General features: G+C 61.4%; 23 protein-coding genes and 1 tRNA gene. 10 read left to right on the plus strand and 14 right to left on the minus strand.

Annotation, left to right across the window (positions count from 1 at the left end; translation table 11 throughout):
- Positions 1-16 precede the first annotated feature (16 nt).
- The 7 genes from ABFC66_RS02540 to ABFC66_RS02570 form a co-directional block, all read right to left on the minus strand.
- On the minus strand, positions 17-490 hold the full coding sequence (locus tag ABFC66_RS02540; protein WP_346739377.1) for a hypothetical protein: 474 nt from the start codon (positions 488-490) through the stop codon (positions 17-19).
- Positions 487-888, minus strand: a complete 402-nt coding sequence (locus tag ABFC66_RS02545; protein ID WP_346739378.1) for a hypothetical protein — start codon at positions 886-888, stop codon at positions 487-489. The genes ABFC66_RS02540 and ABFC66_RS02545 overlap by 4 nt, the downstream gene beginning before the upstream one ends.
- A gap of 704 nt (positions 889-1592) precedes the next feature.
- Positions 1593-1970 (minus strand): DUF971 domain-containing protein, encoded by a 378-nt coding sequence (locus tag ABFC66_RS02550; protein ID WP_346739379.1) that lies wholly within the window; start codon positions 1968-1970, stop codon positions 1593-1595.
- Positions 1963-2157 (minus strand): Trm112 family protein, encoded by a 195-nt coding sequence (locus tag ABFC66_RS02555; RefSeq protein ID WP_346739380.1) that lies wholly within the window; start codon positions 2155-2157, stop codon positions 1963-1965. Before ABFC66_RS02555 ends, ABFC66_RS02550 begins: the two co-directional genes overlap by 8 nt.
- Positions 2158-2168: 11 nt before the next feature.
- Positions 2169-2852 carry an LON peptidase substrate-binding domain-containing protein gene (locus tag ABFC66_RS02560; protein ID WP_346739381.1) on the minus strand — a complete coding sequence of 228 codons (684 nt, stop codon included), beginning with the start codon at positions 2850-2852 and terminating at the stop codon, positions 2169-2171.
- 9 nt (positions 2853-2861) lie between these two features.
- A complete protein-coding gene (gene trxA / locus ABFC66_RS02565) occupies positions 2862-3767 on the minus strand; it encodes a thioredoxin (RefSeq protein WP_346739382.1) in 906 nt (301 codons plus the stop codon).
- Between the two features lie 117 nt (positions 3768-3884).
- On the minus strand, positions 3885-4445 hold the full coding sequence (locus ABFC66_RS02570) for a prolyl-tRNA synthetase associated domain-containing protein (protein WP_346739383.1): 561 nt from the start codon (positions 4443-4445) through the stop codon (positions 3885-3887).
- A gap of 161 nt (positions 4446-4606) precedes the next feature.
- On the opposite strand from ABFC66_RS02570, the gene ABFC66_RS02575 reads away from it, so the two are divergent.
- Both ABFC66_RS02575 and ABFC66_RS02580 read left to right on the plus strand, forming a co-directional pair.
- Positions 4607-4681: transfer RNA gene (locus tag ABFC66_RS02575), tRNA-Gly, on the plus strand.
- Positions 4682-4827: 146 nt separating this feature from the next.
- Entirely contained in the window at positions 4828-5901 is a 1074-nt protein-coding gene (locus tag ABFC66_RS02580; protein WP_346739384.1) for a helix-turn-helix domain-containing protein, read from the plus strand.
- On the opposite strand, the gene ABFC66_RS02585 is transcribed toward ABFC66_RS02580, so the two are convergent.
- From ABFC66_RS02585 to ABFC66_RS02600, 4 genes are read right to left on the minus strand one after another with little or no spacing between them, the layout of a single operon-like run.
- Entirely contained in the window at positions 5898-6797 is a 900-nt protein-coding gene (locus ABFC66_RS02585; protein ID WP_346739385.1) for an EamA family transporter, read from the minus strand. The genes ABFC66_RS02580 and ABFC66_RS02585 overlap by 4 nt on opposite strands.
- Positions 6794-7000, minus strand: coding sequence for a PhzF family phenazine biosynthesis protein (locus ABFC66_RS02590; protein ID WP_346739386.1), 207 nt, complete (start codon positions 6998-7000; stop codon positions 6794-6796). The genes ABFC66_RS02585 and ABFC66_RS02590 overlap by 4 nt, the downstream gene beginning before the upstream one ends.
- Positions 7001-7017: 17 nt before the next feature.
- Entirely contained in the window at positions 7018-7464 is a 447-nt protein-coding gene (locus tag ABFC66_RS02595) for a GFA family protein (RefSeq protein WP_346739387.1), read from the minus strand.
- Positions 7461-8288, minus strand: a complete 828-nt coding sequence (locus ABFC66_RS02600) for a dienelactone hydrolase family protein (protein WP_346739388.1) — start codon at positions 8286-8288, stop codon at positions 7461-7463. The genes ABFC66_RS02595 and ABFC66_RS02600 overlap by 4 nt, the downstream gene beginning before the upstream one ends.
- 295 nt (positions 8289-8583) lie before the next feature.
- On the opposite strand from ABFC66_RS02600, the gene ABFC66_RS02605 reads away from it, so the two are divergent.
- From ABFC66_RS02605 to ABFC66_RS02615, 3 genes are all read left to right on the plus strand, one after another.
- Positions 8584-8976 (plus strand): VOC family protein, encoded by a 393-nt coding sequence (locus ABFC66_RS02605; RefSeq protein ID WP_346739389.1) that lies wholly within the window; start codon positions 8584-8586, stop codon positions 8974-8976.
- A 126-nt stretch (positions 8977-9102) separates the two neighbouring features.
- A complete protein-coding gene (locus ABFC66_RS02610) occupies positions 9103-9525 on the plus strand; it encodes a GFA family protein (RefSeq protein ID WP_346739390.1) in 423 nt (140 codons plus the stop codon).
- A gap of 50 nt (positions 9526-9575) precedes the next feature.
- Positions 9576-9977, plus strand: a complete 402-nt coding sequence (locus ABFC66_RS02615; protein WP_346739391.1) for a rhodanese-like domain-containing protein — start codon at positions 9576-9578, stop codon at positions 9975-9977.
- A gap of 45 nt (positions 9978-10022) precedes the next feature.
- Here ABFC66_RS02615 and ABFC66_RS02620 read toward each other — a convergent pair whose 3' ends face one another.
- Entirely contained in the window at positions 10023-10826 is an 804-nt protein-coding gene (locus ABFC66_RS02620) for an FkbM family methyltransferase (protein WP_346739392.1), read from the minus strand.
- A gap of 114 nt (positions 10827-10940) precedes the next feature.
- On the minus strand, positions 10941-11903 hold the full coding sequence (locus ABFC66_RS02625) for a hypothetical protein (RefSeq protein WP_346739393.1): 963 nt from the start codon (positions 11901-11903) through the stop codon (positions 10941-10943).
- Between the two features lie 97 nt (positions 11904-12000).
- Between ABFC66_RS02625 and ABFC66_RS02630 the strand changes: the two genes are divergently transcribed.
- From ABFC66_RS02630 to ABFC66_RS02650, 5 genes are all read left to right on the plus strand, one after another.
- Complete coding sequence (locus tag ABFC66_RS02630; RefSeq protein WP_346739394.1) at positions 12001-12141, plus strand: hypothetical protein; 141 nt, start codon at positions 12001-12003, stop codon at positions 12139-12141.
- Positions 12142-12211: 70 nt separating this feature from the next.
- Positions 12212-13198 (plus strand): HEXXH motif-containing putative peptide modification protein, encoded by a 987-nt coding sequence (locus ABFC66_RS02635; protein ID WP_346739395.1) that lies wholly within the window; start codon positions 12212-12214, stop codon positions 13196-13198.
- A gap of 163 nt (positions 13199-13361) precedes the next feature.
- Positions 13362-13583 (plus strand): hypothetical protein, encoded by a 222-nt coding sequence (locus ABFC66_RS02640; RefSeq protein ID WP_346739396.1) that lies wholly within the window; start codon positions 13362-13364, stop codon positions 13581-13583.
- A 122-nt stretch (positions 13584-13705) separates the two neighbouring features.
- On the plus strand, positions 13706-14194 hold the full coding sequence (locus tag ABFC66_RS02645; RefSeq protein ID WP_346739397.1) for a YchJ family protein: 489 nt from the start codon (positions 13706-13708) through the stop codon (positions 14192-14194).
- 85 nt (positions 14195-14279) lie between these two features.
- Positions 14280-15473 (plus strand): glycosyltransferase family 87 protein, encoded by a 1194-nt coding sequence (locus ABFC66_RS02650; protein WP_346739398.1) that lies wholly within the window; start codon positions 14280-14282, stop codon positions 15471-15473.
- Here ABFC66_RS02650 and ABFC66_RS02655 read toward each other — a convergent pair.
- The gene (locus ABFC66_RS02655; protein WP_346739399.1) at positions 15439-16698 is read right to left on the minus strand and encodes an MFS transporter; all 1260 of its coding nucleotides are present in this window, start codon (positions 16696-16698) and stop codon (positions 15439-15441) included. The two genes, ABFC66_RS02650 and ABFC66_RS02655, sit on opposite strands and share 35 nt — an antisense overlap.
- Between the last annotated feature and the right edge of the window lie 31 nt (positions 16699-16729).

A 16729-nucleotide genomic window follows, 5' to 3' on the forward strand; every position in this document is an offset into this window, starting at 1 on the left:
TAAAATTTGACTCCGATTACGCGCCAATCATGACTTGCTGAAGTATTGGAGTAATTTTCGATGAGTATTGCTTTAGCACTCTGTTTACCGCCTCGAAGCTTTTTGACCTAACCTGCGGATTTTTTTCCTGATATTTTGTTACCAATTCTTCCGCAACATTTATTACAAATTCGATTTCTTTGTTCTTGTCGCCGACTAGGAGCGGCAGAAAATTTGCGACATTGATGTCTAAGCCATAAAGCCGTTCACTATTTTTTCCCACAAGAAGCGAGATGCCCCGATCGCTAAATCGCTCGACTGTAGGTTCGTCACCGCCAATGTAGTCAAAGACGAGATGAATAATTCTTCTCGCTTTATCAAATTCAGCTGACGCAGACTGAGGCACATCAAAAGGCGACAGCATCACCTTAACGGTGACACCGCGCACCTTCTCGTCGACGGCTTGGTTGACCTCATCCGCTTGAATGTCTAGGCGATTGGGAGCGGTCATTTTGCCTTCTCCAAAAATTGGCCAATAGCATGCACGGTCAGCGTAAAATTGTTTACGAGCTCGATTGTCACGCCGTTTTCCTCTCGGCTATCGAGTACTAGGACACCCCATTGCTCGTGGTTTACTTCTATAGGGATGGCTCCAATTGATCGTGGTAGGGGCCTCTTTTGTTGTACGTATTCCCGCACGATAGCGGTCGGACAAAAGGTTCGTTGCGCATAGGTGTTGATTCGCGCGTCCGAGGACGTCGCAACGAGGGCTGGTAAGCCATCGGCGACCGTCACAGTGTTGCTTGCCCACGCGTAGCCGGCGACACCTTCCGCTTTGTCGCCATCGTCCGGCGCAAGGAAAATTGCCCGAGTCTTCTTTGATGTCTTGCCTGAGCGCATGACTGGCACGAGCCACCCACTCCAAGGCCACCGCCCTGGACGCCATGGCCACCAGCCATCGGTCATTGGTGTTCGGAACTGCCAGTGCCATTTCCTGTACCGGAACAAGGTCACCCTATGGTGGTCCTTAATGTGGTTAGGAAAGTCTTTGTAGGCAACCTCTTGAAATTTATCGAGCAGGACTTGGATTTTTTCCCATACCCAAGGATCGCCCCGTCGCCGCAGGAACCATCCAACGATGCCGATTGTCCCGAGGATTATCCATATCTCGAGTGAGTTAGAGTGCACCCAAGTCATGATGACAGACGCGAACTTAGGCCATTTCTCGTAGGTCGTAGATTCTACGTCCATAATAGAGCCGAAGCCAAGGACGCTAAATCCTCCGACCAAACCTAATTGGTCTGCGACCCAATAGGTCCAGAGTCGGATTCTACTTTTGCGAATCATTTCCGAAGGCCACCGTTGCGCCGAGAGCACAGTGACGCTCTTATTGCTGAATTTCAGCAATCAAATCAACTAGGCGCGCCCCTCTAGCTCCACTCACACAGTAGGGCTTGGCTGGAGTGAAGTCACCCTCTCCTTGCGAGGTGGGTGTGTCGCCGCTGTTGAGCGCTCCGGGTGCATACACAATTGCCCAGATAGTGGGACAAATGGTTTGTCCGTGACGGTCGTCAAGGGGTAATTTCGTTCGTACTATGATTAATAATTTGGTCCTAATCCCGCTTCAGCCCCTTCGCTTCCAGCGCGGCGAGATATTCCGCCCAGATGGCGTCGTGTTCGCGGCCCAGCCGATAGAGCGTTTCCCACGTATAGAGACCGCTGTCGTGGCCGTCGCTGAAGATGAGCCGCACGGCGTAATTACCGACGGGTTCGAGGCCGATGATCCCGACATTGCGCTTGCCGGGTACGGTCTGCTTCTGGCCGGCGCCGTGGCCCTGCACCTCGGCGCTGGGGCTTTCGACGCGGAGATATTCAGCAGGCAGACTAAATCTTTCGCCACCCTCGAAGGCGACTTCGAGGGTGCGCTCGGCCTTGCGGAGTTTGATATCGGACGGCCAGGGGCGTTCGTCGGCGTTGGCGTTGTCACTCATCGTCGAGCGAACGCGCTTCGTCGGCAAGCATGATCGGAATGCCATCGCGGATCGGGAAGGCGAGGCGCGCCTTGTCGGAAATGAGTTCCTGACGCTCGCGGTCGTAGCGTAGCGTCGTCTTCGTCACCGGGCAGACGAGGATTTCGAGGAGTTTCGGATCGACCTCGGGGGCGCGGGCGTCGGCCATAATGTTTCTTCCTACTGTACGGTTGTGTCTGTGGTGGGCGAGGCCTGCTGGAGCGCGATCTCGGTCAGCGCGATCAGCATCTGGTTGCGGTCCTCGAGTGTCTGTGCTTCGAGCAGCGCCTGCTTTTCGCGCGGCCCATAGGGGCTGATGACAGAGAGCGAATTCACCAGCGCTTCGTTGGACGACTGCTTGATGGTGCGCCAGTCGGCCTGAAGCCCATGTGTTTCGAGATAGGTCTTCAGCACGGCGAGCAGCGCATCGCGGCTCACACCCTCTGCGCCGAAATCGGAGGTGAGGTCGTTTTCATATTCCGACCAGTCGACGGCACAGATGCGATAGGGCGTCGTGGCATCGAGTTCCGAGGTGATGCGGAAACGCGCGACTCCGGTGAGCGTGATGAGCACGCGGCCGTCATGCGTTTCGGTCCAGGAGGTGAGGCGCCCGGCGCAGCCGACGCTGCAAAGTTTCGGCTTCGCATCCGGGTCTTGCGAGGCGGCGATGGCTGCGTCGCCATCCGGCTGCACCATGCCGATGATGCGTTCGCCGCGCATGGCGTCGTCCACCATCTTCAGATAGCGCGGCTCGAAGATGTTGAGCGGCAATTGCGTGCGCGGCAGCAGCAGCACGCCCGCCAGCGGAAAGACCGGAATCGAGGCGGGCAGATCCGCGATGCTCTGATAACGGTCGCTGGTCATGCGTTCGGCCTAGCTGAACATGATGGAGGAAAGGCGGCGGCGCCCGGAAAGCGTCACCTCGTCTTTTGGACCATAGGCGTCGAAGAATTCGACAAGCTGCTTTCTCGCCGCCTGCTCGTTCCAGTTGCGGTCATATTCGAAGCTGATGAGAAGCTGGTCGACCGCGCCTTCCTTGTCGCCCTTCGCATTGAGCGCCAGCGCAAGGTTGAAGCGAGCCTCGTGATCCTTGGGGTTCTTCTCGATCCGGGCGAGGAGTTCGCCGACATCGCCTGCATCCGCCGATTTCTCGGCGAGCGAAAGCGCGGCCTGCGTCGCCGTGATTTCGGGATCGTTCTTCGCGTCGGGACGGACGAGGCCGAGCGTCTGGCGCGCGCGCTCGAAATCGCCGCTCTCGATATAGCAGCGCGCGAGGCCCGCGACTGCGGCGGGAAGGCCGGGCTCGTGCTGGATCGCGCTGGCAAAGGCCTGCGCCGCGGAGGAAAGGTCGTTCGCCTCGAAGGCGGCGTGTCCGGCTTCCACCAGTTCCTCGGCAGGCGAGGGGCCGACGCCGCCCGCCAGCTTTTCGATGAAGGCGCGGACCTGGCTTTCGGGCAGGGCGCCCATGAAGCCGTCGACCGGCTGGCCGTTCTTGAAGGCGAAGACGGCGGGAATTGACTGGATGCGGAGCTGCTGGGCGACGGCGGGATGATCGTCGATGTTCATCTTGACGAGGCGAACCGCGCCGCGAGCGGCCAGCACCAGCTTTTCGAGGACGGGCGTAAGCTGCTTGCAGGGGCCGCACCAGGGCGCCCAGAAGTCGACGATGACGGGCACCTGCATCGAGGCGTCGAGCACGTCGGCGGCGAAGGTCTGCGTCGTCGTGTCCTTGATCAGCTCGCCGGCGGGCGCGGCGCTCGTTCCAAATGTCGGTTCCATCTCGGGCCTTCCTCTGGCGCCGCAGCTCGGCGGCAGCCGCATTTCACTCAGGCCAATGTGGGGCCTGCGCTATTTGAAAACAATGGTTTAGCGGCTCCGGCCCTCATCGGGCAAGGGTCACTCGTCGCCCTCGGCGCCTTGCGCGGCGACGAGGTCGATGATGAGCGGCTCATGGCCGGTGAGGCGCAGGAAGCGCAGGAGATCCTCACGCGAAATGGCGGTCGTCGCCGTGTTCTCGAGCGGGTGATAATGGAGCCGCTCATGCGCCAGCATCGGCTCGTCGAGGACGATTGTGATTTCGTGCTTTCCGTCATTGACCACGGCGAAAGGCGTGACCGAACCGGGCCTGACGCCCAGCTTCTCCCACATGAGATCGGCATTGCCGAAGGAGAGCCGCGCCGAGCCGATGGGCTTCGACAGGCGGTTGAGTTTCAGCTCACGTTCCTCGAGCGTCACGATGAGGAAAAGCGCGCCCTTCTTGTCCTTGAGGAAGAGGTTCTTGCAATGGCCGCCGCCGGCCCAGTCCGGACCCCAGGCCGCGCGCACGGCCTGCGCCTCCTCGACGGTGTGAAGGGGCTCGTGATGGCGCGTCTCATGGGGGATTCCCTCGCGGTCGAGCCAGGCGAGGAAGTCTTCCTTGGTGTGAATGGGGGCCATTGCGGGCTGGGTGTCAGGCATAGGTTTTTCCTCGCATGGCGGCCCGTCGCCCCGCAAGCCCGGCGGGTACAAAATTCCCGGCTTTTCCCGCCCGATACCCCCATTGCCCCCTTGCAATGCGCGAAACGATGGGTCATAAGACGGGCCTCACGAACGGCGGCCTGGCCGCACGTTCCATGGATGCGGGTGTAGCTCAGGGGTAGAGCACAACCTTGCCAAGGTTGGGGTCGAGGGTTCGAATCCCTTCGCCCGCTCCAGTTTTTAATTAAAAATCATCAAGAAACCAGAAGGCTCATCGGCGCGCAGCGCCGTGGAGACGGCGGTTTTTTGCGAGCCCTTGTCTCCAGAGAAGGCCGATCGACCGGCAGGCCTTGGCTCCATCGAGCGTGAGGATTCTGGTGTCTTGCGCTGGACACGCCGCGAAGGCGTCGACAAGCTGCCGGTGCAGGCAGCCAGTTGGCGCGCTACGGTCGAGACGGGATCCGGGCCTACCACTATGAAGAATGTCGAGATCTTTGCCGTCGAGAGCGGATTCCCTTCCAGCATCGTGCTGACAATCGACATTCTCGCGGCCGCAAACCGGCTGCGTGTCGCCGAAGATCGGCCACCGCCGTTCGACTACTGGTTAGCGGGTCCGGCGGCGGATCGCTTCGCGGGGCTCGCCCCGGCGCGTCGCGACGGGGCCCAATCCAGCCCCGACATCGTGATCGTGCCGGGCATTGGACTCTTCAATCCCAAAGCCGTTGAGGAAGGGCTGGAGAGGTCGTCCGCCAGCGATGCGCGCCGCCGCCTTTTGCTCGCGCATGAAGAGGGCAAGGAAATAGCCGCTTCCTGCACGGGCGTGTTTCTGCTGGCGTCCGCAGGCATCCTCGATGGCCGGCGAGCGACGACCGCGTGGTGGCTGGCAGCGTACTTCAGCAAGCTGTTTCCAAACGTCGTCCTCGATCGGGAGGCGATGGTCGTTACCGACGGGCATCTGACGACTGCCGGTGCGGCCATGGCCCAGGTCGATCTCGTTCTGACGCTGGTCGCGAGGCATGCCAGCCCAATGCTGGCGGACGCCTGCTCGCGCTATCTGCTCATGGATGCGAGACGGTCCCAGACATCCTTTATCTCGCTCGATTTCCTGACGGCAGGCGATGAGCGCCTTCGCCGGGCAAGGGCCTGGGCCGAAGCGAGACTGGGAGAAGAATTTACGGTGGACGAATTGGCAGGCATCGCCGGCATGAGCCCTCGGACATTCGCGCGGCGTCTTGCCGCGACGACTGGTCTGTCGCCGGTTCGTTTCCTGCAACGCCTGCGAGCTGAACGGGCGATCGCCTTGCTGGAAACCACCCGCCTGCCGGTCGACGAGATCGCCCACCGCGTGGGCTATGCGGATGCCTCAACGCTTCGCCGCGTCCTGCGGCGTCATGGCGGTGACAGCCCGAGGGCCTTCAGGGATGCAGCCATGGCCGCGTTCGAGCGGGTTGACTAGCGGTTCGGCATGCGCCGCGCCGATATGTTGATCGCCAGGCCGGAGACGACGGTCAAGGCCGCGAGGATCTTCCATGCTGGCAGCCCTTCTCCGAGATAGAGCGACGAAGCGCCCAGGCCAAAGAACGGCACCAGCAGGCCCAACGGCGCGATCCGCGATGCGGGATGGCGCGCCAGCAGCCAGTTCCATGCTCCATAACCGATCAGCGCGTTGCCGAACGATTGCCAAAGCGCAGCGCACCATCCGCCCGCATCGGCAGTAACAAGGCTTTGAACGATCTTGTGCGGACCGTCGATAGCGAGGGCAGCAATCGCCAGCGGCGGAACTGCGAAGAGATTGCTCCAGGCGACAAGGCCAAGCGGATTTACAGATCCGAGGCGTCGAGCGACGACGTTGCCTGTGCCCCATGCGAGTGCGGCACCCAGGACAAGCAAGATGCCCAGGAGATCGGCGTCGCCTCCGGCAAAGAGGCTGATCGCAATGATTCCTGCGCTGCAGAGAAAAAGGCCAAGCACGTTCGTCGTGGCCAGCCGCTCACCGTTGACGAGTACGGCAATTGCGACCGTGAAAAATGCCTGAGCCTGTATGATGACCGACGCGATGCCGGGCGAAATATGGCCCTGCATTGCGGTCAACATCAATCCGAACTGCCCAACGCCTATAAGCAGACCATAGAGCGCAATCATTCGCGCGGGAGCTTTCGGCCAGCGCAGGAATGGGAGCAGTGGAATTGAGGCGAAAGCAAACCTCAGCGTCGCCAGGGTGAATGCGGAAAACTGGGCAAGCCCCTCGTGCATGATGACGAAATTGGTTCCCCAGATCGCAACGATGCCGAGCGCCAGCAACAGATGGAGCGCAGGCAAGGTTCCTGGTACGGCAAGGCTTTTTTCGCTCACAGGACGATACTGCCTGTGAAAGCCGCATGCGCAGGATTGCCCGGTGGCGGAACGAAGGTCGTTTCGCTGGAATTGATCTCGGCGGCTATCGCCTGTATCGCGGCCGTGTCCAACCTGCGGGCATCGGAAAAGACCGCGTGTGGATTGCCGCCAAAGCGCCTGTTCGTGACGAGATCGACCGTGTGGAAAGCCAATTCAACCATGGATTGGAATGCGCCTCCTATTGAAGAAGCGCGCGCCATTCGTCCGGTGTGGCAGGCTGTGTGTCGAAGTGAGGACGATCATCGGGCAATACGATCCACGGCTGGCGGCTTCGGACCCAGAGGTGAACGGCTGGAATGATCTCGTTGCTGCGCGCGAGCGTGCCTGCGCGCAGGACCACGAGGCCCTTCCACCGAGGGTTCTGCGTAAATAGTCGGGTAAGGCATTTGGGACAAGCGTGCAGCGTTACCGCGACACCATGTGCCTCCATTTGTGGAACGGCCAGTGTTTCTCCCGCAACAGTGAACCCTGCTTCCGGCACGGGCAGCATGATGGCAAATGCACTCCCGCTCCGGATCTGGCAATCGGTACAATGGCACGCATAGCTGCGATCGAGTCTGCCGACTGCGGTATAGCGCACTTCGCCGCACAGGCATCTGCCGGACAAGGGTTTGTGGTTGTTCACGGGGCCTCTCCTGAAAGTGCATCGCCGAGAAACGCGATGATCTCGTCGCGGGCCGCCAGCGTCGGCTGTCCCGTCTCGTCGATAAGATGAACCGTCGTGACGCTGTGGGGCGTTGGCACATGCCGATCAAAGAATGGCGGCACATCGGTATTCGCTGCCGAGTCCGGCAGCTCTCGCGCGACAAAGTTTTCGCCAAGGGCCGCGCGATAGGCAGCAAAGCGCTCGGCGCGGCAGAATGCGTCGCCCGAAAAGCGATAGGCCAGGACTTTGCGGTTCTCGCGCTCCAGCCGGCCCCGCACTCTGGCGAGTTCCTCGTCGGAGATTTCGAGACCGCCGGGAACGTCGAGCGGCAGGGAAGGCTGGCACAGGACCGGCGCCACCACTGCCGGCTCGAGCATCATGGTCAGGGCGAAGTTGCCGGTGAAGCACATGCCCACAGCGCCGACGCCGGGGCCGCCACATTCTCCGTGCGCGTGGCGTGCCAGGGCGCGGAGCCAGACGGTGACCGGGCTCGACACGCCGGCGCCCAAGGCCCGGAACTCCGCGCTGATACAGGCCCGTCGGAACACGTCCGCGCCCTCTTCGGCAGAGCCGATTGCGCCATCCCGGCCAAACAGGGAAGGCATCCAGACCGTGAAACCCCCGTCGCGAATCCATCTGGCAAACCGCGCAACATGCGGACTGATGCCCGGCATCTCGTGCATCACGATCACGGCCGGACCATGGCCGGACCGCCAGACACGCTTTTTCGTCCCTTCGAGTTCGAGGTCGATAGGTGTGAAGTCGTCCAGCCTGTCGTCCTGCGAAACAGTGTGTGTCGTCATGAAAAATTCCTCCTCGCCACAAGCTGCTGCGGGAAGGAGTCATCGCCAAGTGTCAGAAGTGACTACTATCGGGCAAAATTGGCCATATCGGACGGCGTGGCCGGCCGCCTCGTCAACCGCAGCTCTGCGCGGCGACGAATTCCGCCCGTTTCCTGGCCGTTTCGACACTAGCCCTGCCGCCGGCACAAAGTGCAATTTCACCCCTGGAGAAAATTGTGCAGCCTCATCCCGAAGGATGACCGCTGGACGCGGGCGCAATGGTGAATGCAATGCCGGACTCGATGCGGAGGACGCGATGATCTCGCATATCCATCTTGGAACGAACGATCTCCCCGCTGCCAAGCAGTTCTATAGCCCCTTGATGGCCGAACTCGGCTGGCGTCTTCGATTCTACGAACCCGACAAAGGCTGGGCCGGCTGGCAACCGGAACAGGCGGACAGGCCGCTTCTGCTCGTCGGCGTGCCGTTCGATGGCCATCATGCCTCGCCCGGCAATGGCAACATGGTCGCATTGCTCGCAAGAGACCGGGCGACCGTCGACAGATGCCATCGGCTGGCGATCGAAAATGGCGGTGCAAACGAGGGCGATCCGGGCCTTCGTCCGCATTATCACGCCAATTTTTACGGCGCCTATTTCAGGGATCTCGAGGGCAACAAGATCTGCATTTGCTGTCATTCGGAGGGCTGACCCTCGCCCCGGCGGCGGACCCGCGTCTGGGTTCGCTTTCCATCGCCATGCTTAGCGTATTCAATGGGCGGGCCATCGCCCCATGGCGCTCTTGGATGGCCGATGGCGCTGGAAGGGGAGGAGGTTATGACTCACATCGGAAAATGCTTTTGCGGCGCGGTGGAGGTCGAGGTTACCGGCGAGCCGGAGGCGATGGGCTATTGCCATTGCAGATCCTGCCGTTCATGGTCCGGCGGACCGGTAAATGCGTTCAGCCTCTGGAAGCCGGAAGCGGTGCGGATCACCGCGGGCGCCGAGCACGTCGCCACGTTCCAGAAGACGGCGCTCAGCCAGCGCAAATATTGCGCGAAATGCGGCGGACACCTGATGAACAATCATCCGCCTCTCGGTCTCGTCGACGTGTACGCGGCCACGATCCCGACGCTGAAGTTCACGCCGGGCGTTCACGTGAATTATGCCGAGACCGTGCTGCCGATGCGCGACGGGCTGCCCAAGCTGAAGGATTTCCCGGCGGCGTTCGGCGGTTCTGGCGAAGAAATTCCGGAATAGAGCCATTGCGCCGGAAGGCGAACAGTCACAGCACGAATGAGGAGCAGGAAATGGCTACAAGTCTCAAGCAACTGATGGAAGCTGCCAACGCGGCGGTGCCGCGCATTACGCCGGCGGATGCGCGGCAGATGATCGGCAAGGACAACGTGCTTGTCATTGACGTGCGCGATGCGCCGGAAGTGGAGCAGAACGGCAAGGTTGCAGGCGCCCTGCATGTCTCGCGCGGCATGCTGGAATTCCGCGCCGATCCGGACTCTCCCTATCACGACAAGAATTTCGCCAGGGACAAGACGCTGATCCTTTACTGCGCCTCCGGCGGCCGTTCCGCGCTCAGCGCCAAGACGCTCAAGGATCTGGGTTACGAGCACGTCTACAATCTGGGTGCGTTCAAGGATTGGGTCGAGAGCGGCGGCGCTGTCGACAAGCCGATCGAATCCGGTATGCCGCGATAGGACAGGGCGGCGCGCCTGCGCGAACGGGCGCGTCGCTTTTCTCGATTACAGGGGATCGAGCGATGCGTGCGTGTCGTACCAGTCCGCCGCGGGCAATTGTGGATTCTGATTCTTGACGATGCCGAAGTCGCCATTCAGAAAGTAGCCGCGGAAAATTCCCTTGTAGACTTCGATACATTCGAAGATATCCATCCATCGCCCCGGCGCTTCTTCGCCGAAGGGGCCGGAGCTGCCGGCGGCGAATGTGTGCTGGATGGCGTTACCGTGTCGGCCCAGCATCTCGCCATTGTGCAAGCCGATCAGATTCTGGTTCACCACCTTGAACTTCCGGTAGCCGAGCTGCTTCATCGTGAGGAGCTCGTTGAGAAGCCGTGGCCAGTTCAGCTTTTCCGACTCGATGGAAATATACCGTGGCATCGACGGCGCGTTCGCGAAGGAGCGCAAAGCCAGAAAGTCGTTGCCCTCGATATCGATCTTGCAATAGAGCGGCACGCCGAATTTCGCGACGATATTGGCGAGCTTCTCGGCGTTCACCCGGATCTCGCGGATCTTCTGGCCCGGCCTCAATGCGTTGTTGCGCTCAACCCAGCTCTTGTTGGCCGTGCTCCATACCGACACGTCGTCGTTGACGTAAAAGCTGATCGGTTCGCTCGAGTCGGATATTGCGCAGTTCAATATGCGCAGCCTGTTCCCGGCGACATAGGAGGAGAGTTTTTCTCCGATCAGTCTGCAGTTGTCCGGGACCGCGTCGATCGCGACGACGTCGAATCCCTTCTTCAGATAGAATTCCGTGTCCTCGCCGTGATGCGCGCCGACATCGTAAACCAGCCTGTCATTGATATTCTGCACGAGGTGTCCATCCGAGCTGAGCCGGAAAGATCATATGCCACTCGTCACGGCCTTCGCGCCATTCGACCTATCCGGATTTGAACCCATCGAGGCGGTAATTCTTCGCCGTCGGTCTCACGGCATCCATGCGCTCATGAAGAAGCGCCGCCTGTCCCGGCGGAACTGGGTTTCGAACGGTTCGCCGCTGAGCCTCACGGCCCGCTTTCCCGCAGGGCTGTCCAGCGCCTTTATCGCGGCGGTCAGCGCGTCGCGGACATAACGCGAATTGGCGAGGCGTTGTTGCGACCAATGTTCGGTTGCTTCGCCGATCATCGGGTTCGTGTTGATCTCGTAAATCTGCGGACGGCCATTCACGAGGCCGAAATCCGCACGGCCATAATCGATGCCAGCCGCCTCGAAAGCCGACATCAGATGCTGCCCGTGCGGATTCCGGTGCAGCATCGCCCATTCCTCTTCGTATTGCTGCTCGTCGGCCACGGGCGCCCCATATTTGGCGATCCAGTCGAGGCTGTGCACCGACAATGCGGGAATGATGGCGTCGCCAACGCGATGTGCGGCGAGCTTGCGGAAGATGCCGTTGCCTGTCGGCTCGGCGGCATATTCGACGAAATGAAGATCGCTCAGCGGATGCCCCGCGGTCAGCGCTTCGGTCAATGCCTGATCTGCATCCTCGGCCGTGTGCAGGAGCCCCGCCAGCACGCCCCGATGCGCGGCCTGCGTACGCAGGAAAACGGGAAAGCGATCGGGCATCTCGTCGAGTTCGGGGCTCCAGCTGCGGAAATCGTTGATACCCTTCCTGTGCATCAACTGAAGGAAAGCATGGCGGCGGCGAAACCTTCCGGGATCGTTGAACACCCGGCAGCCCGCCGTTGCGAGCGCGCGCCATGCCTTGGCGGCCAGCTCCAGCTCCCAGGGGCTCAGCCGGTCGAAATCAGTGAAGATGTAGGTGGCGTGTGGAAGAAGGCGCTTTCTGAACAGTTTCCAATATGAGAAGCGCTGAATGATGCTCGGGCTGCACCATCCCGCGAGGGCGGCGTGAGTGTATTTATGCGGTTTCGTCGTGACGATTACGATCAAGAAAGTGGTCCCCATGGCGCGGATGCGACGCCAAAGCATTGCTCAATCATGGAGTCGATGTTAACAATTTTCAGGATCTGGATTTGTGGAGGAAGAAATGAAGGTCAAACTTCAGCTTACGAAGCTTCTCGGCTTTCGCATTCTGGTCGCCGCGGGCCAATCTGTCACCAGTGCCAAGATCGGCGAAAAGATCGGTGGCAAGCCGGGCTTCAAGGTCGGCATGAAGCCGAACATGTGATATAAAGTCATAACGCCCTTTCGTCGGTCTCCGCCAATCTTCATCCGTTTCGCTTTTTCGGGATAGTCGGATGAAAGCGTTTCACGCGTTCGAGCCGGACGCCGGTCGGGCGGTTGCGCTCGACCGCAGAATGCATCTGGGGCTGGCCGACAGCCTGCAGCATATTTCAGAACAGCTTGCCGGTATCCCCGGTTTCGATATCGCCGCGCTCGGGGCGGTAATTTCGAAGCTGAGAAGCGGCGTCCGGTTTTCACCGGCTATCTTCGGCTGGTATTACGAACTGGTTCTCGCGCTGCTCGACGAGCAGGAAGAGAAAGCCTCCCACGCCTTCGGAAATATCCTGACCGCGAAGCCCGCCGGAGCAGGCTTCGTCGTTCGTGCAATGGCGGCGCCGGCGGTGGATGCGGAATGCGATCTTTATCGCCGGCGCATCGGCTCCGAGATGACGGATCTCTTTCAACCACCAGCCGCGGAGGCGGTCGGGAATTTCGGGGAGCGGTTCGACGCAGGCTATGCGCTTCTCAACGACGCGCTTCCCGAGCTTGCGGGAGAGATCCGGGCGCTGGTTCGCGAGGTCGTTCTCGCGACGAGCCCGGATGCCGCGCCATTCCAGTTCGACGGCGCGTCGGCCTATCAGCTCTGGGGGCTTCTCTTTCTCAATCCGAAGTTTCATCCGACGCCGGTCGCGGTTGCGGAGGTGCTGGCGCATGAATCGGCGCATTCGTTGCTTTTCGGGTTCACCTTCGACGAGCCGCTGGTGTTCAACGATGACGACGAACTCTATTCCTCGCCGTTGCGCCTCGACCCCCGTCCGATGGACGGCATCTACCACGCGACCTATGTGTCGGCGCGCATGCATTGGGCCATGACGCGGCTGGCCGCCAGTCCGCTGCTGGACGGGGAAATGCGCGCCGCCGCCATCGCGGCTGCCGAGACCGACATGGAGAACTTCGGGAAGGGCTATGAGACCGTCGCCCGCTACGGTCGTCTTTCCGCCACTGGCGAGGCCCTTATGAAGGAAGCGCGAGCCTATATGTCGGGCCAGCCTGCGGCCTGAGCAGGGGCGAGGCGGTCATTTTCTTATTGAACATACAATCTGCTGCATTCGCCGGTTCCCGCATTTAACATCTGCTCACTCGCAAGAGCCGACTGGCCCGATGGCGCCTGTGGCGTATGCTTGCGGGAACCTGGTGCAAACCTGAAAGCGCGGCGAACCGGAAATGTCCATTGAACTCATAGTCACTGCGGCGGCCTTTCTGGGAGCGGGGGCGGTCGCGGGCCTTTCGCTTCTGCGTGCGGGGCGTCCCGCCGATCCGTTCAAGGTGCGGCTCGTCGACTACAATTACGTCGCGATCTTCGCCGTCGCGATCATGCTGGTGGTCGGGGCCCATCTGGTGACCCTCATCGCCGGACACCCGGTCACGGGCCGGCGCTTCGGCTGAAAGGGCGGGCAGGGAAGCCCCGGGCCAGCCCGGCGCTGCATCTTGCGGCTTGTCATTCGGCCGGAAGCGATGCATAGAGCCACCGCATCGCGTTTCAATCCGAGTGGAGCGGAGTTCCCGCCATGAGCCAAGCCTGTTACTGCCGGTCCGGCAAGGACTTTGCCGAATGCTGCGGCCCCTATCTTTCCGGCGCAGCCCTGCCGCCTACGGCCGAGGCCCTGATGCGATCGCGCTACTCGGCCTTTGCGACCGCCAATGTCGACTATCTCGAAGAAACGCTGATGCCCGGGACGCGCGAGGATTTCGACCGCGAGGCCGCGCTGCGCTGGGCGACGTCCAGCGAATGGCCGGGCCTCGAGATCCGTTCTGTCGAGGCGGGCGGCGCGGGCGATACCGATGGCCATGTCGAATTCGTGGCTCTCTTCCGCCAGAACGGCCAGGACCAGGTGCATCACGAGACCGGCCATTTCGGTAAGAAGGATGGCCGCTGGTACTATATCGACGGGATCGGCGGCACCCGGCCGCGCCGCGTCGAAAAGATCGGCCGCAACGATCCCTGCAGCTGCGGATCGGGCAAGAAGTACAAGAAGTGCTGCGGGCTGGCCGCCTGATCCTGCCTCGGTAAAGAATTTGGAAAGAGGCGGTCTCTAGTCTCGTTCCCGTGCCGCGCCTTGTGCGGCGACACGGGAGACTGCCTTGAGCGCCATTCCGATAGAACCCCTGTTCGATGAAGAGCGGATGCGCGTCTACCCGCGCCTTTCGCTGCTCGTCTATCTGCTTGCCGCCATGGGCGTCGTGGCAAGCTCGACCGCGCTCATCGACATTTTCGGCAAGCCGCTCGGCTACGACTTCATTACCTTCTGGAGCGCCTCGCTTCTGACGCTTCAGGGCCACGCGGTCGACGCCTTCGACTTCCACAAGATATTTGTGGCGCAGCGTATCGCGGTGCCCGCCGGGCAGAGCATCTTCCTCTGGCATTATCCGCCGACTTTCCAGCTTCTCGCCGCGCCGCTCGCGCTTCTGCCTTATCTCGTTTCCTATCTCGTCTTCACCCTCGGCACGCTGGCGCTTTATGTGTTCACATGCGGGCGTCTGTTGAAGCTGAAGGAAGCGGCGATCCTTCTCGTCGCCTTTCCCGGCGTCTTCATCTGCGCCTTTCACGGCCAGAACTCATTTCTGTCCGCGGCGCTTTTTGCGGGCGCCGTGCTCGCGATCGAGCGCCGACCGGCGCTTGCGGGCGTGCTTCTCGGCCTTCTCGCCTTCAAGCCGCAGCTCGGCCTGCTCATTCCCGTTGCGCTCATCGCATCGCGGCAGTGGCGCCTATTCCTCATTACCGGCGCCACCGCGCTCGGCTTTGCGCTCGTCGCCACGCTCATCCTTGGAGTTGACCTCTGGGTTGCCTTCTTCAAGAACACGCCGGTCGTGCGCCAGATCATGGAAGCGGGCTTCCTGCCATGGGGCAAGATGCCGAGCGCCTTCATTTTCTTCCGGATGCTGGGCGTGCCGGCGACGTTCGCCTATGCCGCACAGATTCTGACGGCGCTCGGCGCTGCCGCCGCCGTGGCGTGGGTCTGGTACAAGAAAGGCCCGACGCGGCTCGCCTTCGCGGTTCTCGTGTCGGCGACGCTGCTGCTCACGCCCTATATCTTCGATTACGAATTCGCGATCCTCGCCGTGCCATTGTCCATTCTGGCGAGCGACATGGTGGATCGCGGCGCGACGCGAAACGAGAAGATCGCGCTGGTCGCGCTTTACGGCATGCCTGCGATTGCCGCGCCGCTTGCGGGCGCAACCCATTTCCAGATCGGTTTTCCGCTGCTTCTGCTCGCGCTCGGCTTCTCTGTGCGCCGCGCGCTCAGTCTCCAGCCGGAGGCGGTGTCGTCGAAGTAAAGGCGACGCCATGCTTCTCGACGCCGAGCGTGGCGAGGAGCGCGAGCACGACCGCAACGCCAGCGGCGACGGAGGCCAGCGCAAAGCTGTAATCGCCGCCTCGTCCCTCCGCCAGCGCCGCCTGGAGCGGCGCGGCCAGCGACACGATCAGATTTCCAAGCTGATAGGCAAAGCCCGGAAAGGTGCCGCGCACTTCGTTCGGCGACAGCTCGTTCAGATGCGCGGGCACGATGCCCCATGCGCCCTGCACGGCGATCTGAATGAGGAAGGCGCCGATCGCAAGGAACATGGGCGTCGTCGAATAGGCCCAGAGCGGAATGACCGGCAGCGCCAGCAGCGCCATGGTGGCGATCATGCGCCTGCGACCGAAGCGCTCCGACAGCGTGCCGGAGGTGAGGCCGCCGATGATCGCGCCGATATTGCCGATGACGACGATGATGCCGACGGAATGCGCGTCGAAGCTGTGCTGTTCGCGCAGGAAGGTTGGATAGAGATCCTGCGTGCCATGGCTGAAAGCGTTGAAGGCCGCCATGAGCAGGATGGAATAGAGAAAGAGCCAGATGTGCTTGCGGCCAATGCGGACCATGTCCTTGGCATGGGCGAGGAGGCCTTCGGCGCGCTTCTCCGCATGCGCCAGGAAGACCGGCGACTCCTCGACGCCCCGGCGGATATAGAGCACGAGAAGCGCAGGGGCGGCACCCAGGATGAACATGCCGCGCCAGCCGATATGTTCGAAGAACAACGCGAAGACAACTGAAGCGATGAGATAGCCCGTGGGGTAGCCGGTCTGCAGCAGACCCGAGACGGGGCCGCGAAGGCGTGGCGGAATCGACTCCATCGCAAGCGACGCGCCGATGCCCCATTCACCGCCCATGGCGATGCCGAACAGCGCGCGCATAATGAGAAGTGCCGTAATTGAGGGTGCGAAACCCGACAGCAGTTCCATGAGCGAATAGAAAAGGACGTTCGCCATCAGGACGGGGCGGCGCCCGAAGCGATCGGCCGCCAGGCCGAAGACCAGCGCGCCGACCGGCCGCATCATCAGCGTGAGCGCAATGGCATAGCTCACCGCCTTGACGCTGGTCGAGAATTCCGCCGCCACATCCTTCAGCACGAAAACGAGAATGAAGAAGTCGAAGGCGTCGAGCGTCCAGCCGAGATAGCTCGCAAGGACTGTGTTTCTCTGTTTCGGCGTCAGCGTCCGAAGTTCCGACAGGATCGACATGCTCCCCCTCATGCAGGTCTGTCCGGCGATC

It is taken from the genome of Parvibaculum sp. (assembly GCF_039680535.1).
Taxonomy (GTDB): domain Bacteria; phylum Pseudomonadota; class Alphaproteobacteria; order Parvibaculales; family Parvibaculaceae; genus Parvibaculum.

What these genes read in the sequence shown, in the direction of transcription:
- ABFC66_RS02610 (WP_346739390.1), top strand. Translation starts at nt 9,103, where the DNA reads ATGACTCACATCGGAAAATGCTTTTGCGGCGCGGTGGAGGTCGAGGTT.
- ABFC66_RS02540 (WP_346739377.1), bottom strand. Translation starts at nt 490, where the DNA reads ATGACCGCTCCCAATCGCCTAGACATTCAAGCGGATGAGGTCAACCAA.
- ABFC66_RS02630 (WP_346739394.1), top strand. Translation starts at nt 12,001, where the DNA reads ATGAAGGTCAAACTTCAGCTTACGAAGCTTCTCGGCTTTCGCATTCTG.
- ABFC66_RS02635 (WP_346739395.1), top strand. Translation starts at nt 12,212, where the DNA reads ATGAAAGCGTTTCACGCGTTCGAGCCGGACGCCGGTCGGGCGGTTGCG.
- ABFC66_RS02615 (WP_346739391.1), top strand. Translation starts at nt 9,576, where the DNA reads ATGGCTACAAGTCTCAAGCAACTGATGGAAGCTGCCAACGCGGCGGTG.
- ABFC66_RS02600 (WP_346739388.1), bottom strand. Translation starts at nt 8,288, where the DNA reads ATGACGACACACACTGTTTCGCAGGACGACAGGCTGGACGACTTCACA.
- ABFC66_RS02550 (WP_346739379.1), bottom strand. Translation starts at nt 1,970, where the DNA reads ATGAGTGACAACGCCAACGCCGACGAACGCCCCTGGCCGTCCGATATC.
- ABFC66_RS02560 (WP_346739381.1), bottom strand. Translation starts at nt 2,852, where the DNA reads ATGACCAGCGACCGTTATCAGAGCATCGCGGATCTGCCCGCCTCGATT.
- ABFC66_RS02555 (WP_346739380.1), bottom strand. Translation starts at nt 2,157, where the DNA reads ATGGCCGACGCCCGCGCCCCCGAGGTCGATCCGAAACTCCTCGAAATC.
- ABFC66_RS02655 (WP_346739399.1), bottom strand. Translation starts at nt 16,698, where the DNA reads ATGTCGATCCTGTCGGAACTTCGGACGCTGACGCCGAAACAGAGAAAC.
- ABFC66_RS02645 (WP_346739397.1), top strand. Translation starts at nt 13,706, where the DNA reads ATGAGCCAAGCCTGTTACTGCCGGTCCGGCAAGGACTTTGCCGAATGC.
- ABFC66_RS02590 (WP_346739386.1), bottom strand. Translation starts at nt 7,000, where the DNA reads ATGGTTGAATTGGCTTTCCACACGGTCGATCTCGTCACGAACAGGCGC.
- ABFC66_RS02570 (WP_346739383.1), bottom strand. Translation starts at nt 4,445, where the DNA reads ATGCCTGACACCCAGCCCGCAATGGCCCCCATTCACACCAAGGAAGAC.
- trxA (WP_346739382.1), bottom strand. Translation starts at nt 3,767, where the DNA reads ATGGAACCGACATTTGGAACGAGCGCCGCGCCCGCCGGCGAGCTGATC.
- ABFC66_RS02640 (WP_346739396.1), top strand. Translation starts at nt 13,362, where the DNA reads ATGTCCATTGAACTCATAGTCACTGCGGCGGCCTTTCTGGGAGCGGGG.
- ABFC66_RS02605 (WP_346739389.1), top strand. Translation starts at nt 8,584, where the DNA reads ATGATCTCGCATATCCATCTTGGAACGAACGATCTCCCCGCTGCCAAG.